The organism is Pseudoalteromonas sp. S1612 (assembly GCF_005887175.1).
GTDB classification, from domain to species: Bacteria; Pseudomonadota; Gammaproteobacteria; order Enterobacterales; family Alteromonadaceae; genus Pseudoalteromonas; species Pseudoalteromonas undina.
In genome coordinates this window covers 37,728-54,104 of record NZ_PNDH01000034.1, presented here as the reverse complement: position 1 = coordinate 54,104, position 16,377 = coordinate 37,728, and the positions used below count along the sequence as shown (strand labels likewise).

The following is a 16,377-nucleotide window of genomic DNA, read 5'->3' as shown; positions in this document are numbered from 1 at the left end:
ATTCAGTTAAATTACGGTGTTTTACGAAAAGGGAAAATGTAATGGAACAAAATCAAGAGATTAAAGTCGTCAATAAAGATGACCGCACCTGGGCAATGCTATGTCATTTAAGTGCATTAGCGGGATTTATTGTGCCATTCGGCTCGGTGCTAGGTCCCCTTATTATCTGGCTAATTAAAAAAGATGAAATGCCTATAGTTGATATACACGGTAAAAAAGCGCTTAACTTTCAAATTACCATGGCTATAGCTTATTTTGTATGTTTTTTACTAATTTTTGCAGCTGTTGGTTTACTACTGTTACCTATGGTCGCTATTTTTTCATTTGTGATGGTGGTTATCGCAAGCGTAAAAGCCAACGATGGTAAAGAGTTTAATTACCCCCTTAGCTTAAATTTAATAAAATAAGCGTTTTGATTTAAGTTAAAAAGTCGTTCAAACCCAGCTTAATTGCTGGGTTTAGTTTTTAGTCATAAGGGAAAAATGCTCTATATAACATTATTTTTTACAGCATTTATATCGGCTACGTTATTACCCAGCTCGTCTGAAGTGTTGATGGGTGGGATGATAATGCAAGGTAATACTAACTTATGGCTAATTTGGTTTGCAGCAACCTTAGGCAATGTATTAGGCAGTTGTGTTAATTATTGGCTTGGAACACAAGCATTACGCTTTAAAGATAAAAAATGGTTTCCAGTTTCTGAAAAAGGGCTCAAAAAAGCGCAAAAGCAGTTTAATAAATATGGGATATATAGCTTACTGTTTGCGTGGTTACCTATTGTTGGCGATCCACTAACTGTTATTGGCGGCGTGTTTAAAGTGCGCTTTAGTATGTTTTTAGTGCTAGTAACACTCGGCAAAGGGCTACGTTATTTAGCTGTAATAGCCCTTGCCGTTGGATTATTTGTGCCAGTCCAGAGTTAGCGACACAGAGTCTGCAAAGCGCAGCGCATGAGGTTTATCCACTCGGGCTTTGGCGTAATTTACACTTGGGTGCGAGTGGCAAACAGCAAGAATTTCAGCAACTAATTTTTCTAACAATAAAAAGTGACCCTGTTCAACTAAGCTAATTACTTCTTTAGTAATTACCTTGTAGTTAAGTGCTTGTTCTACTTCATCAGTTTCACAAGCTTGATCAGCCGGATAATGAATTTCTAAATTAATGACTACATCTTGTTTTTTTTCACGTTCATCAGGATTAAATCCAATAAACGTGCGTAGCCGTAAGTTAGTTACATTAATTATTGCGTTTGCCATAGATTATCCTTTGATCAGCTGTAAAAACTCATTACGTGTTTTCGGATCGGCTCTAAAGTTTCCTAGCATTACCGAGGTACGCATACTTGAGTTTTGTTTTTCTACGCCACGCATCATCATACACATGTGTTTTGCTTCAACAATTACACCTACACCTTTGGCACCGGTTACTTCCTCGACCGCTTTGGCAATTTGATGGGTAAGTTGCTCTTGAATTTGAAAACGGCGAGAGAACATATCCACAATACGTGCAAACTTAGACAAACCTAATACTTTGCCATCAGGAATATAAGCAATGTGACAGCGGCCAATAAATGGTAATAAATGATGTTCACACATAGAGTAAAGCTCTATGTCTTGTATTAATACCATATCGTCAGCATCTGAGGTAAATACTGCATTATTAGTGATATCGTTAAGCGTTTGGCGGTAACCTTGAGTTAGGTACTCCATCGCTTTTGCAGCGCGTTTTGGAGTATCGAGCAACCCTTCACGTTCTGCATCTTCACCGACTGCGGTTATAATTTTTTGATAGCTTTCTTTTAATTCGTTATGCATAAGTTTCTCGTTTATTTAGATGACTTACTTAAGATGGCGACCACCATCAACAGGTAAAGCACGGCCTGTGATGTAATGGCTGTTCAGTAGTAGGTCGATACTATTGATAATTTCTTGGCATCCAGGTTCGATACCCATTAATGATTTTTTTAAAGTTTTAGCGCGATACTGCTCATCATCATGTTGATTAAAAATAATTAATGATGGTGCGACTGAATTCACTTTAATATTCGGTGCATATTTAGCACTAAATGATTTGGTTAAATTATCCAAGGCGGCTTTGCTGGCCGCATAGGCTAAGTGTTTTGGGCTGCCAGTTTCCACTACGTAATCAGTTAGATGAATAATGTCAGCGGGCTTAGCGTGAGACGCCTGATAATTTAATAGTAAATCTGCACAGCGTAAGTTTACCAAGTACGGTGTTTTTGCATGAATGCGCATCATATTGTCAAACAGCTGCTCAAACTGAGGGTTGTTAGCTTCACAGTCCCAGCTTGATGCATTATGAATTATCGCGCTTAGTGAGTCAGTCTGTGCTTTAAGTAATGTAATAAAAGTATTAATACCCTCATCAGAACTAAAGTCAGCATAAAGACAGCTCGCCCCTTGTTGCTCTAGCAAATCTACCGCTTTATGGCGGGTACGATAAGTAATAATGACCGCTTGCCCTTGGGCTATAAAATGCTGTGCAAGCGCAAGTCCTATACGTTGTCCTGCGCCAGTAATCAAAATAGGGGGGGTCATAAAATATAAAACTCTCTGTTGGCAAGCGTTAAGGTTAACCGTTAAAATTTAAGCCACTTATTTTCACGCCATTTTTACGTAAAATATAAGCGGCTCGATCAGTTAAATCACACTTATAATATTGATTTAAAAAGCATCGTATATTGTTGGAATAGGCTGGCGCTTATGTTGCGTGCGTTGGTAAATTGCAATCAGTGTTTGCTCCACATGCTCAGAGACTGGTTTACCTTCTAAAAAGTCATCAATTTCTTCATAGCTTAAGCCTAGTGCTTCCTCGTCAGTTAAACCTGGTCTATCACTTTCTAAATCGGCAGTAGGTGCTTTTTCAACTAACAAAGCAGGTGCACCTAATGCTGTTGCCAATGCTCTAACCTGACGTTTAGATAGACCAAACAAAGGTGCTAAATCGCAGGCGCCATCGCCAAACTTAGTATAAAAACCAGTAATGTTTTCGGCGCTATGGTCGGTACCTACAACGAGCCCTTGGCAAAACCCAGCAATTTCATATTGTGCAATCATGCGTTGGCGTGCTTTCACATTGCCTTTAATAAAGTCTATTTTTTCTTGTGTTGGCAATGGCTGATTATTGCCAGCTAAAGTTGCCATCGTTTGCTCGTGCAGTGCGTCGGTTGCAGGCTGAATATTGACTGTCATACGGGTGCTGGGTTTAATAAAATCAACCGCCATTTGTGCTTCGTTTTCATCTGCTTGCACTCCATACGGTAAGCGCACAGCAATAAATTGATACTGTGTATCTTGGTGTTCTTGATTAAGCTCATTAATAGCAAGTTGGCATAATCGGCCACAGGTTGATGAGTCTACACCGCCACTAATACCTAGTACCAGTGAAGTTGAGTATGCGGCTTTTAAACGTGCTTTAATAAAATTTACTCGGCGTTTAATTTCAGCGTTAACATCAATACTAGGCTGAACTTTCATTTCAGCCATAATTTCGGCGCGCATGGCCCGCTCCTTAAAGTTAAAAAGTTTTAATGCTCAAAAAAGAATAGCTATTATGTGATTTCAAATTACACAATTAAAGCCCTATATACTCTTTTATTTGTTTAAGTTGAGCTTTAAGTTCGTTAATTTCAGCAAGTAGATCATTGAGCTCTTGATTTTTTAACTCGTCAGTAATGGTCTGTGTTGCTATTGGCTCATCGTTTTCTGCAGAAGGTGCTGTAAATAAGTGGATATAACGGCTATCACGCTTACCAGATTCGCGAGGTAGTTTTTTTACATGGCTGTTTTCAATCAATTGTTCAAGCGATATTTCAACGTCGTCAATACTGGTAAAGTCAGCTAATCGAGCGCAACGGGTTTTTAATTCACCGGGTGTTTGAGCTCCCCGCAATAATAATAAACATATAATGGCGCGTTGTTGTGCGTTAAATTGTAAGTGGCTAAATTGTGTATTACAAAAGCGATGGTCGTATTTAGATACACGTCCACTGAGACCTTCATCTTCTGTTACCAAGCGTAAGTCGATTAATTCTGCAATGGTAGCCTGAACTTGCTGTTGGCTTAATTCGAGCACAGGAGCGCGATTTGATTTTTGATTACAGGCATTCGTTAAGGCATTTAATGATAGTGGGTAATGTTCAGGCGTTGTTGTTTGCTTTTCCAATAAACAGCCAATAACTCTTTGTTGTTCAACTGATAACTGCATAATATCCCTTACTTCATCGATTCTATTTTAAGCTTACACTGTTATTTAGCGCTAAGCCATTGTTGCAATTTAGCATGCATAGCAGGGCCATCGAGAGGTTTACTTAAATAGTCGTTCATACCGGCATTTAAACATTTGTCTTTATCTCCGCGCATTGCATTAGCCGTTAGCGCAATAATGGGGATGGTTTGATTCTCTAGACCCGTGAGGCCCTCTCTAATAGCCATGGTAGCTTGGTATCCATCCATAATAGGCATTTGGCAATCCATTAGAATAAGTTGATAAGTGTTTGCGTTTGCTTGGTTTAATTTCGTTAGTGCATCCTCGCCATCCTCTGCAATATCAAAAGTGAGCTCGGCTTGTTTTAATAATGCACAGGCAACTACTTGATTTACTTTGTTATCCTCTACTAACAACACATGGCCTTTCGCTTTTTTAGGTGTATTAATCGCTGGAGGGAGCGCTAACTCTTTGGGCTGTGCTGCCAATGTTACTTTTACCAGCGTGTCATACAAACCAATAGCGGTGAGTGGTTTAAAAATTAAGGCTGCTTCATTGTTTCCATAAAATAAATTGCTTTTTGAATAGCTCATTGGAGCCATAATCAGAATATGACTGTTCACTAAAAAATGTTTCAACTTTTCAGCCAAGGGGTGTGCTATAGGCTCCAAAAAGCTTGTGTCAATAATTGCCACATCCGGCGGTGTTTGTTGATTATTAGTTATATAAGTTTCAACCTCTTTGTAATCACACACAGCACTGACATCTGCGCCCCATAACGTTAATTGCTTTTCGATGATGGTGGCATTCATCTCGCTATTATCAACAATGAGTATTCGCTTTGCTTGTATATGTTGGCAATCTAAATCAAATGCTTGGTCTATCACTGAGGTAATGCTGACTGAAAAAGTAAAGGTGCTGCCTTCATTGGGTAGGCTATATACACTTACTTCGCCTCCCATGAGTTCGCACAGCTGCTTAACTATTGCCAAGCCTAAACCGGTGCCACCATATTGGCGGGTTGTTGATGCATCAGCTTGAGTAAAAGAGTCAAATAATTGTTTTTGCTTCTCTAAACTAATACCAATGCCGGTATCAATAATCGCACATTCTAAAGTCGTATTGTCGATAGTTTTTTCTATGGTAGCGGTTACCAGTACTTGTCCGTTTTGGGTGAACTTTACGGCATTGGCAATCAAGTTATTTAAAATTTGTCGCAACCTATTTGGGTCGGACACAATCTCACTGGTGCTTACATGCGTAGTATCTAAAATTAATTGGGTGTTGTTGCTTTCGGACTTGAGCGCAAACGACTCAACAATTTCTCCCAGTAACTGTGGTAAATTAAATTGAATGTTTTCTATGTCTAACTTACCAGCTTCTATTTTAGAAAAGTCTAAAATATCATTAATAATTCCCAATAAAGATTCTGCTGACGACTGGGCAAGTTTAATATGATGACGTTGTTGCTGATCAAGTGAGGTCGCCTGAATAATATTAAGCATACCTAACACCCCATTCATCGGAGTGCGAATTTCATGACTCATGCTGGCTAAAAACTCACTTTTAGCGATCACCGCTTGTTCAGCGGCTTCTTTTGCCATTACTAGTTCTGCTTCCGTTTCTATGCGCTGTTCACTAGAGTAAAGGCTTCCTATTAGTGCGCCGATTGCAATTAAAAAACCTTCTTCGTTTTGCGTCCATGCTCTAACGCTTGCTTGTTCTGCGCATACAACACCAATTGAGCCGCTGCCTGCGGGGATCATAACACAGAGCATTGCTTTTATAGATGATGGCTCGAGGTAGCTTTTTGCTAAGGGTGCGAGGCAAGCTTGTTGTTGAGCATTCTGGGCGCTAAAAACAGCTTTTTTTTCTAGGGTGGTAAAAAAATCAGGAATGTCTTGCTGGCGCCAAGGGGTATTATTATCACTGTTATTTTGGCTATAGCTTGCAATAGGACTCAGCTGAGTTTTATGCTTATCAAACAAGCGAATGCTTACTGTATTCACTTTAAGTGCACGACACACCGCACGAGTAATTAGCTCTTTAGATTCGCTTAATTTACCATTTAATATGTGGTCGCTAATTGTTAGCGACGCTAAAGTTTCGTTAAAGCGGGCTATTTTTTGATCTTCTATTGCTACCTTTTTACGGGCATCAATATTTTGTAATGAGCCGAATATTCTGATGCAGCGTCCATTTTTATGCTCTGCTTCACCATGTATGAGTGCCCAAATTACTTCGCCTTTGGCATTAATAACTTCAAGTTCAGCCTCGTAACTTTCACCGTATTTAACCGCTTTAGTGATCAGTTCAGCCGCCTTATCTCTGCTTTTTCCCTCTTTAAAGTAATATAAATCGGATGACCATTTAGGTTGCTCATCTAAAGGGTATTCAAATATCTTTTTGGTCATGTCTGACCAAAATACCTGTTTTTTTTCTAAATCAAATGACCATGCACCTACTTGAGCTAGGTTACTCATTACCTCGAGCATTTTTTCGTTTTCGTGTTCTCTATTGAGCATTTTTAAAAACAATAAAAACGCAAAAATAAGCAAACTTAAAATAACACTAATAACAATACGTAATGGCCAGACAGACGACGATGCTGGCTGCCAACCTGTTTTTGGCACTACATAGAGCTGCCAAGCACCGCCTTGGAAATTTAGATTAAACTCAAGCGGATTTTGGCTTGTAATTTCTGGGTCACCAAAGAAAAACTCACCTTGCTTACCTAACCCGTTACGTCCTTGAATGGCAACGGTGTATTTTTTTTGTAATTCGAAAATCCCTGCGTTGTTATAGACTTTTTCTAGATCGAGCACCACAGAAAGCAGCCCCCAAAAAGATTGGTCTTCAGGTAAATAAACCGGCACTCGTGCAATCAAAGCTTCATTGCCTTGAACTAACGTGAGCGGTCCAGCCATTACAATGGTATTAGTATCGCGTGCTTTAATAGCATCATCGCGTTGCGCTTTATTTTCTAAAAAATTGAGTCCAATGGCTTTTTCATTCCCTTTAAGCGGGTAGGTCATTGTGATGACCATATTAGGTGCAGCACCAATATTGCGTAGTTCGTTAGAGGTGTTAAACAGTGGGGCGGCAATTTGCCCAAAACGTGTTTGGCTTAAATTTGGCTCAGCAGCAACGGCTACAGCCAAGCCACGTATTAACTGAATATTTGATACCAAAGTAGCTTCAAGCTGGGCTCTGTAGGCACTGACTTGAGAAAGGACTTGTAAACGGTAAGCATCTTTTGCCCGATTATAATTAAGCCGCTCAAGCACTAAGCTAGTTATTACAAGTAAACTGATTGCAAATAAAAAGGTAAGCTTAAAATTATAAATGGATGTGCGTTTACTTTTGCGTTGTTGCCACATAGGGTGTAATTAAATTGTTAATATAGAAAGCTTAACTATAGCTAACTAACACTAGAAACAAAAATGGCGCAGTTAAATATGCGCCATTTTCTTTTTAACTATATACACGTTTAGATATTATGAGTCACTAACTTCGCGTGCCCAATGCTTCTGTTTCGCAACATGTAACTTGCGGTAGCCATCCAGTAATGCGGCGTGCTTTTTAAAGCCTTCAAGCGATAAACCTGGGAAAGTTAAGCCGTTAAAGCGTGTCCGACCTTCTGCAATCTCAATTGCAAGGGTGACATTATTAGCGCCAAACATAAGCCCTAAGGCGTCTTGGTAACTTGCATATTCACGTTCGTCATCGTATTTAATTTCTAAAATAGCTTTTAAACAACGGAAATGACGCATCGCGTCTTCATTAACTTGGCCGGTATGTAAAATCCAGTCAACCCAATCAATCGCTTCTTCGCTGCCTGCGGCTAAGCATAAGTGTGCTTTCAGTTCACCAATACGTAGAGTATGCCAAGGCGTATCGGCATCGGTTGCTAAGCCAATGAATTCAGCAGCGCGAATAATATCGCTGTGACCAGCTTCTTCGAGGTTATCGTAAATTTCCATCAGTTGCTCAGTATCATACTGATCAAGTGATAAGAAAGTTTCGCGGAATTTAGCCCCTTCGTTGTTATTACGCCAAATAAGCTCATCTACCGGATAAATATCAGACATACCAGGCACTAAAATACGACATGCATACACATTTAAGTGGGTGTAATCCATGATGTAGATATCATGGCCCATGCTGTGAATTAAATCAGTACAGAAGTTATATTCTTGCTCAGTTGAACCACTAAAGTCCCAATGTACAAATTCAAAGTCTGCTTCAGAACGGAAAAAGTCATGAGAAATTAAACCGCTTGAATCAATAAAGTGCAGTTCAATGTTTTCAGGTGTGGCTACTTCGTCGTTGTCAAAAGTGGCAGGTTGGAATACGTCTAGTTGATCTAGACGACGACCTTGCAGTAATTCGGTAACGGTTCGCTCTAGCGCCACTTCAAATGAAGGATGAGCACCAAAAGAGGCAAACACAGAGCCATCCACTGGGTTGATTAGTGTAACACTCATTACAGGGTATTTACCGCCAAGTGAGGCATCTGCAATACGTAAATGGAAGCCATGGCTACGCAATTCTTCACAGGCTTCATGAATTTTAGGGTATTGTTTTACCACATCTTCAGGCACGATCGGTAAGCTAATACCTTCAGCAATAATGCGATTTTTAATGGCGCGTTCAAATACCTCAGATAACCCCTGTACACGGGCTTCAAATTTAGTATTACCAGCACTCATACCGTTGGATACAAAAATATTACCAATCACGTTCACCGGAATATAAATATCTTGGCCGTCGCGCTGGCGGGTATAAGGCACAGTACAAATACCACGCTCAAAATTACCAGAATTAAAGTCATAAAGGTGTGAGGCAGTTAATTCACGCTCAGGATCGAAGTAATCCCATAAGCTTTCATCCATAATCCCTTGTGGTACTTCATCTTCTGCTACTTTAAACCACTTTTCGTTCGGGTAATGAGTAAAGTCACCATTGGCAAATTCTTCACCTAAGTAAAAATCAGCAAAAAAGTAGTTACAGCTTAAACGCTCAAAATATTCACCTAGCGCAGAAGCGATAGAGGCTTTATCAGTAGCACCTTTACCGTTAGTAAACATCACACCACAGTCGCTATCTTTTATATGAACTGAATAACAGTTTGCTACAGGGTTAAGCCATAGCGCTTCTTCAATATTAATATTTAGCGCTTTTAGCTTGTTTTGCATGGTAGAGATAGACGATTCTAAATCGCGGTCTTTACCTTTAATAAATGTTTTTTCAGTCATTTTGATCTCAACTAGGTCTGCACAATACATGAACTGTGTATTATCGTGGATTTTGATGTTTATTTCACCCTTTACCCGCTTTTCGTAGCGTTTTTAATAGAACGATTATGAATATATGCTAATAATAGTTTATTGAAATAGTTGAAGGGTATATTTATGTTTAAAGTAATCAAGCGGTTGCTATTGGTTGTTGTGGTTTTAGCGCTCGCTGGTACTGCCATTGTTTACGGCGTTTTGACCTTAAGTTTACCTACCCTTGATGGTAAAGGCCGAAGCGATGCGGTAACGCAGCCTGTTAAAGTTGCTCGAGATACGCTTGGCCAAGCTGTTATTACTGCAGCAACTCGCCACGATGCTGCCTATGGCTTAGGTTATGCTCACGGGCAAGATCGCTTTTTTCAAATGGACTTACTTAGACGTAATGCCGCAGGTGAGCTCAGTGAGCTATTTGGTAAAGCCGCGCTCGCTCTTGATAAAAAAATGCGCTTTCATCAATTACGTAAACGCAGCCAAGCGATTTTAAAAACTCTCCCTGAAGCCGATAAGCAACTACTAAAAAGCTATGCACAAGGGGTAAACGAAGGGCTTGCGCAAGTAGGGTACCCAAGTTTTGAATACCTACTTACAGGAGCTGAGCAACAACCATGGCAAAGCGAAGATAGTCTGTTAGTTATTTTTAGCATGTATTTAGATTTACAAACCGCTACCTTTGAGCGCGACCAAGCTTTAATTCAAATACAGCAGCAATACGGTGCAAAAATGGTTGAATTTTTAACCCAACCAAGCCAATACCAAGCAGCATTAGGTGGCAGTGTTTTAACACCTTATTCTCAAACTATACCTCAGTTACCAACGCAGCCATTAGCGGCGATTAAAAGCATTACTGCTAATTTAGAAGTAGGCAGTAATAACTGGGCAGTGACCGCAGATTTAACTAATACTCAAGCTGCGATGCTTTCAGATGATATGCACTTATCAATGGCGGTGCCGGTTATTTGGTATCGAGCGCAGCTTAATTACACTCATAACAATCAAGCTTATCAGGTAACCGGTGTTTCGTTACCAGGAGCACCTGCCATTGTGGTTGGCAGTAATAATAAAATTGCATGGGGATTTACTAATGGCTATATAGATACAGCCGACTGGGTTGCACTAACGGATAGCAGTAAAACATGGCAAGTAAATGAAGTGATTACCTTGGATAATGGCAACGATGAAATCTATCCCTTAACGCTAAGTGAGTATGGCCCTGTTAAATACATTAACAATCAGCCTTATGCCTTAAGTTGGGCTGCGCATCAGCCGTATGCCGTTGATATGCAATTGTTACAGCTTGAGCAGGCTGAAACAGTGGATGATGCCCTTAATATTGCAAGTAACGTGGGTATTCCGGTACAAAACTTAATGGTGGTAGATAGTCAAGGCAGTGCAGCTTGGAAACACATGGGCGGTATTCCTGCACGAACAGTACCCAGTGAGTTAGCCATTAATGAAAGTGAATATTCAGCAACTTGGCAGCAAAATGAAGTTATTCGCCCGTTTGTTAAAAACCCTGAGAGTGGGCGCCTATGGACAGGGAATTCGCGAGTGGTCTCTGCTGAGGATAATGCACGTTTTGGTAATGGCGGCTATGCCCTAGGTGCTCGTGCGACGCAAATACGCGATCGGTTGTTTGAAAAACAGCAGTTTAACGAAGGCGACTTTTACCAATTACAGTTAGACAATCAAGCGCGTTTTTTAACTCCTTGGCATAGCTTATTACTTGAGCAGTTAAAACAGCAGCCAGAACACAATGCAGATTATATCAATGCACTGGATAACTGGCAGCAATGCGCCTGCTCAACCTCCGTTGGTTATACTTTAGTTAAGACGTATCGTGATGAACTAATAAATATTTTATTTAGTAGTATTGAAGCCAGTCTCAATCAGCAGGATGGTACATTAAGTTATGTAAAACGCGATTTAGAGCCCGCTGTTTGGCAATTAATAAAAGCGCAGCCAGCAAGTTGGGTTAACCCGCAATTTACGAATTGGGGGCAGCAATTACAGGCAGCTTTTGAGCAAACTCTCGCGCAGTTAACAGCAAAGTTTGGTAATAACATTCAAAACTGGCAATGGGGTAAAGTAAACGAATTAGCGATTGAACACCCATTTGCTAAACAAATACCTCTATTGAGTAAGCTACTAAATATGCCTACCGCTCCAGGCTTTGGTGATAGCTATATGCCTGCCGTACAAAAAACCAGTTTTGGCGCATCGCAGCGATTTATTGCCCAGCCTGGATATTTAGAAAGTGCCATTTTAACAGTGCCTGGAGGGCAATCAGGGCACCCACTTTCTGAGTTTTATCGAGCCGGTTTTGATGAATATGTAGAAGGAAAGCACACCCCATTGTTACCGCAAACATTCATGCATCAAATTGAAATAGTGCCTATCAACGACTAGCTTTGGATGCAGAGTGAGCTAAATAAGTTGCTATCACGTTTTATAACCATGATTATTAATTATAGGGTTACAACAATGAAAAAATTACTACCGGCATTAATAACGACTTTACTACTAAGCAACTACGCGGCGGCGGATGACAACCCAGTTACAGCTAAGCAACTGAGCGAGCATGTATACGTCCTATACGGACAAGGTGGCAACATTGCAGCCAGCGTAGGGGATGATGGCATATATATCATTGATGATCAGTTTGCCAAACTCTCAGACGATATTAAAAAAACCATTAGCGACTTAAAGCCAGGCAGTGCAGAGTTTGTAATTAACACTCATCATCATGGCGATCACACCGGTGGTAACGAAAACTTTGCTAAAGCCGGAGCCCATGTTATTGCCCACAATAATGTACATAAACGCTTAAAAGAAAAACATGGCGAAGGGTCGGATTACCTACCACGAATTAGTTTTGGTGATGATTTAACACTGCACTTTAATAATGAGCAAGCGCATGTTGTGCATTATCAACATGCCCATACCGATGGCGATGCGGTGATTTTTTTCAATAATGATAATATTGTGCACATGGGCGATATTTACTTTAACTTTGGCAGCCTGCCGTTTGTTGATGTAGACAGCGGGGGTAGCGTTGATGGTGTTTTAGCGGCGGTTGATGATGTGATTAATCAGATTGATGATAAAACCCAAGTTATTCCTGGTCATGGCCCGCTAAGTGACCGTTCAGGACTGATCACGTATCGTAAGCTGGTGCAAAAAGCGAAAGATGTTATGCTAAAAGCAATGCAAAATGACGCCAGTTTAGAGCAGGTACTTAAAGCAGATCCATTGTCAGAACTTGGCCTTGAATATGCTAATTGGTTACCTAAAGAGCGGGTAACCACACTTTTTTATCGCAGTTTAAAGTAGCGCAAAGCGCGAATAAAAACGCATAAACCTAATAAAGCTGAGCATGTGTTCAGCTTTTTTGATTCTTACATGCCCCAAGGAGTTGCGTATGTCGGCAGAAAAAACCCATCTTGAAATTTGTAACTTAACCCGAGAACAATACCCACAAATTAAAACCTTGATGGACGAAGCTTACCCCGACCTAGGCGGAGCATGGCCAAGCCATACTATTTTTAGACTCATAGATCAGTTCCCTGAAGGGCAAATCGGTATTGTGGATGACGGCGTGCTGGTGGGTTTAGCGCTGAGTGTACAGGTAGATTATGCGCGCTTTTCAAACCCGCATACCTATGAAGATATTGCCGATGGCCACGACCGTGTATTTAGCGACACCACAGGGGATGCTTTATACGGTTTAGATGTTGCCATTAGTGAGCAATACCGTGGCATGCGTTTAGGGCGTCGTTTATATGATGCGCGAAAAGAATTGTGTCGTCAGTATAATTTACGCGCTATTTTGGCGGGTGGGCGTATTCCGCGTTATTACAATCACAGCAGTGAAATGACCCCGATGGAATACATTGCTAAGGTCGATCAAAAAGAGCTGTATGACCCCATACTCAGTTTTCAATTAGCCAATGACTTTCAGGTTAAACGATTATTAAAAAAATACTTACCTGAAGATCAGGAGTCGGTCGGTTATGCCACATTACTTGAGTGGAATAACATTATGTATGAGCCAACCGACACCGTTATTGAGTCAACTAAATCAATCGTGCGCGTAGGAGCTGTGCAATGGCAAATGCGCTGTGTTGAATCGGTTGAAGAAATGCTTAAGCAAGTTGAATACTTTGTTGATACGGTATCTGATTACAAAAGCGATTTTATTTTATTCCCTGAGTTTTTTAATGCGCCACTGATGGGATTAACTGAACAAAGTAACCAAACCGAGGCAATTCGGTATTTAGCCGAATACACTGAGACCTTTAAAAACGCCATGTCGCGTATGGCGATAGAATACAACGCCAACATTATTACCGGCTCAATGCCGCTTGCCGAAGACGATAAAATATATAACGTTAGTTATTTATGTCATCGCAGCGGTAAAATAGACGAGCAACGTAAAATTCATATTACCCCGCATGAACAAAATGACTGGGTGATCCAAGGCGGTGATAAAATTGCTGTATTCGATACAGATGCAGGCCGTGTAGGTATTCAAATTTGTTATGATGTCGAATTTCCTGAGTTGTCACGTATTTTGGCCACCCAAGGTTTGGATATTTTATTTGTGCCATTTTGGACTGACACTAAAAATAGTTACTTGCGTGTACGCCATTGTGCCCAAGCACGTGCCATTGAAAACGAATGTTATGTGGTTATTGCAGGCTCTGTGGGTAACTTACCTGAAGTAGAAAGCTTAGATGTGCAGTTTTCACAGTCGGCGGTACTAACCCCATCGGACTTTTCATTTCCGCACGATGCCACACTAAATGAAGCCACCACCAATACAGAAATGTTATTATTTAGCGACTTAGATATGGATAAGTTAAAAATTCTTCACAGTGAAGGGACAGTGCGTAACTTAAAAGACCGCCGTCACGATTTGTATGAAGTGATATTGAAAAAGAGAGATATTTAATGGCGTGGATGTATTTAATTATTGCTGGGTTACTTGAGATTGGCTGGCCTATAGGGTTAAAAATTTCTCAAACCCCTGAAACTCGTTGGCAGGGCATCGCGATTGCCATTGCGTTTATGGTCGCGAGCGGCTTTATGTTGTGGTTGGCGCAAAAGCAAATATCTATGGGCACGTCGTACGCAGTATGGACGGGTATTGGTGCTGCTGGTACGTTTTTAGTGGGTATATTATTTTACGGTGATGCCGCCACGTTTGGTCGTATTGCTGGTGTGTTAATGATTATTTGTGGTGTGATCACCCTAAAAATTAGTCATTAATTGTTAGATTAAACAAGCGCAGGTTGATACCTGCGCTTTTTTAGCTGCTCGGCAGCATAACCAATATCGCAGCCACTGCAATCAATAATAGCCCTGCGCTATCTTGGCGTTTTAGCGGTTGTTTTAACCATAAAACAGCAATCAATATCGTAAAAAATACTTCTATCTGGCCGAGCGTTTTTACATAGGCAACATGTTGCAAGCTCATTGCGCTAAACCAACCTATTGATCCCAAGCAACTAAATATACTCACCGTACAAGTCATGCCCTTATGCTGAAACATAGTTTTAAATGTATCGCGTTCCTTTAAGGCAATATAAATACACAGCATCAGTGTTTGTAAACTAATAACAAGCAATAAAACCCATGCAGGCGCATACGGAAAAGCTATACCTGAGCTTAAACTGGCTTCTCTGATCCATGACGATGACAACGCAAACGAAGTACCGCAGGCAAGTCCTGTTAATGCTGTTTTTAAGCTAAAGTGTTTCACATTGGCGATACCACTTAATAGCAATACCGCAATTGCACCAATAAACACGCCAAACCAACCAAGTAATGAAAGCGTTGAGCCAAAAAACAGCAACCCGAGTATTGCCGCCATAAGCGCTTCACTTTTAGCTAGGCCGGCGCCTACAGCAAAATTATTCATTTTAAATAATTTAACCATGAGTCCCGTGGCAATAATTTGCACTATGCTGGCACCAATAATGTAGCTAATAAATAAAGGGTTGAATGAAGGAAAGGGAGCATCTTGGTAATAATAAAGCGCATATAAATACAGCCCAGCAATAGGGCTTGCCATAATAAAGCGGGCTAATGTAACGCCAGCAATGCTCACATGAGTGCTTAATTTACTTTGCAGAGCATTGCGCCATGACTGCATAAATGCAGCAAAAATAGTCAGTAAAATCCAAATCATCTTAAACAACATACAATAAGCGGAGGAGTAATTTAGCAGTACTGTGACATGAAAGCGACCATCAAAAAGGCATAATGAATATTCATCACCTGCGACAATTTGCCACAGTGACGCACTGCTTAAATCGGCTATAGTGTCTGGGATGTTACTACTAGCCGCCAGAACTCAGGTTATTTATATTTGGCGGCTTTTTTCTATTTGCTGTGTTATTTTGAGTTATAAAAAATAACTTGAGAATGATAATGACAACTTTATTAGTTTGCGCCTTAATGGCAGTGACTATGCCTTATGTTGCAAGAATCCCAGCTATTATAGAAATGAATAAGCTCGGTGGTTACGATAATAAACATCCGCGGCAACAACAAACACAACTTACAGGACTCGGAGCACGGGCGCTGGCTGCTCATCAAAACTGTTTTGAATCGTTAGCGGTTTTTGCCGTTGCTTTGGCTGCTGTATTAGGCACAAACAATGTTAATGGCGTAACCGAAACTTTAGCGATGACGCATATTGTAGCGCGTATTTTATTTTGTACTTTTTATTATTTAAACCTCGATATTATTCGCTCGATCACTTGGCTGGTAGGCATGGGAACCGCTATTGGCATGATCGCCGTCAGTTTATAACGAGAATAAGCAAAAACCACAAAGCAAGCAGCCTAAA

General features: G+C 40.6%; 15 protein-coding genes. 7 read left to right on the top strand and 8 right to left on the bottom strand.

Annotated features, from left to right (window positions below; translation table 11 throughout):
- Window positions 1-41: 41 nt before the first annotated feature.
- Both CWB78_RS13110 and CWB78_RS13105 read left to right on the top strand, forming a co-directional pair.
- Window positions 42-407: a DUF4870 domain-containing protein gene (locus CWB78_RS13110; RefSeq protein WP_010392586.1), complete on the top strand. Its 366-nt coding sequence runs from the start codon at window positions 42-44 to the stop codon at window positions 405-407.
- A 75-nt stretch (window positions 408-482) separates the two neighbouring features.
- Window positions 483-923, top strand: a complete 441-nt coding sequence (locus tag CWB78_RS13105) for a YqaA family protein (RefSeq protein WP_054202893.1) — start codon at window positions 483-485, stop codon at window positions 921-923.
- Here CWB78_RS13105 and folX read toward each other — a convergent pair.
- The 7 genes from folX to ycaO all read right to left on the bottom strand — a co-directional run bounded on the left by folX (window position 900) and on the right by ycaO (window position 9,485).
- Window positions 900-1,256, bottom strand: coding sequence for a dihydroneopterin triphosphate 2'-epimerase (gene folX, locus CWB78_RS13100; RefSeq protein WP_008108994.1), 357 nt, complete (start codon window positions 1,254-1,256; stop codon window positions 900-902). The genes CWB78_RS13105 and folX overlap by 24 nt on opposite strands.
- Before the next feature lie 3 nt (window positions 1,257-1,259).
- Window positions 1,260-1,814, bottom strand: coding sequence for a GTP cyclohydrolase I FolE (folE, locus tag CWB78_RS13095; protein WP_075170878.1), 555 nt, complete (start codon window positions 1,812-1,814; stop codon window positions 1,260-1,262).
- A gap of 24 nt (window positions 1,815-1,838) precedes the next feature.
- Window positions 1,839-2,558 (bottom strand): dihydromonapterin reductase, encoded by a 720-nt coding sequence (gene folM / locus CWB78_RS13090; protein ID WP_138595990.1) that lies wholly within the window; start codon window positions 2,556-2,558, stop codon window positions 1,839-1,841.
- A gap of 126 nt (window positions 2,559-2,684) precedes the next feature.
- A complete protein-coding gene (gene nadE / locus CWB78_RS13085) occupies window positions 2,685-3,521 on the bottom strand; it encodes an NAD(+) synthase (protein ID WP_138595988.1) in 837 nt (278 codons plus the stop codon).
- Window positions 3,522-3,594: 73 nt separating this feature from the next.
- Complete coding sequence (locus CWB78_RS13080) at window positions 3,595-4,227, bottom strand: YceH family protein (RefSeq protein ID WP_055013085.1); 633 nt, start codon at window positions 4,225-4,227, stop codon at window positions 3,595-3,597.
- A gap of 41 nt (window positions 4,228-4,268) precedes the next feature.
- Window positions 4,269-7,607 carry an ATP-binding protein gene (locus tag CWB78_RS13075; RefSeq protein WP_138595986.1) on the bottom strand — a complete coding sequence of 1,113 codons (3,339 nt, stop codon included), beginning with the start codon at window positions 7,605-7,607 and terminating at the stop codon, window positions 4,269-4,271.
- Between the two features lie 117 nt (window positions 7,608-7,724).
- Window positions 7,725-9,485, bottom strand: a complete 1,761-nt coding sequence (gene ycaO / locus CWB78_RS13070) for a 30S ribosomal protein S12 methylthiotransferase accessory factor YcaO (RefSeq protein ID WP_054202887.1) — start codon at window positions 9,483-9,485, stop codon at window positions 7,725-7,727.
- A gap of 156 nt (window positions 9,486-9,641) precedes the next feature.
- Here ycaO and CWB78_RS13065 point away from each other — a divergent pair, with 156 nt between their 5' ends.
- The 4 genes from CWB78_RS13065 (at window position 9,642) to CWB78_RS13050 (ending at window position 14,792) form a co-directional block, all read left to right on the top strand.
- Window positions 9,642-11,930, top strand: coding sequence for a penicillin acylase family protein (locus CWB78_RS13065; protein WP_138595984.1), 2,289 nt, complete (start codon window positions 9,642-9,644; stop codon window positions 11,928-11,930).
- Window positions 11,931-12,005: 75 nt separating this feature from the next.
- Window positions 12,006-12,854, top strand: coding sequence for an MBL fold metallo-hydrolase (locus CWB78_RS13060; protein ID WP_138595982.1), 849 nt, complete (start codon window positions 12,006-12,008; stop codon window positions 12,852-12,854).
- Window positions 12,855-12,942: 88 nt separating this feature from the next.
- Window positions 12,943-14,475: a bifunctional GNAT family N-acetyltransferase/carbon-nitrogen hydrolase family protein gene (locus CWB78_RS13055; RefSeq protein ID WP_010392609.1), complete on the top strand. Its 1,533-nt coding sequence runs from the start codon at window positions 12,943-12,945 to the stop codon at window positions 14,473-14,475.
- Window positions 14,475-14,792: a DMT family transporter gene (locus CWB78_RS13050; protein WP_010392612.1), complete on the top strand. Its 318-nt coding sequence runs from the start codon at window positions 14,475-14,477 to the stop codon at window positions 14,790-14,792. Before CWB78_RS13055 ends, CWB78_RS13050 begins: the two co-directional genes overlap by 1 nt.
- Before the next feature lie 40 nt (window positions 14,793-14,832).
- On the opposite strand, the gene CWB78_RS13045 is transcribed toward CWB78_RS13050, so the two are convergent.
- The gene (locus CWB78_RS13045; RefSeq protein WP_138595980.1) at window positions 14,833-15,714 is read right to left on the bottom strand and encodes a DMT family transporter; all 882 of its coding nucleotides are present in this window, start codon (window positions 15,712-15,714) and stop codon (window positions 14,833-14,835) included.
- 242 nt (window positions 15,715-15,956) lie between these two features.
- Here CWB78_RS13045 and CWB78_RS13040 point away from each other — a divergent pair, with 242 nt between their 5' ends.
- Window positions 15,957-16,340, top strand: a complete 384-nt coding sequence (locus CWB78_RS13040) for an MAPEG family protein (RefSeq protein ID WP_138595978.1) — start codon at window positions 15,957-15,959, stop codon at window positions 16,338-16,340.
- Window positions 16,341-16,377 lie beyond the last annotated feature (37 nt).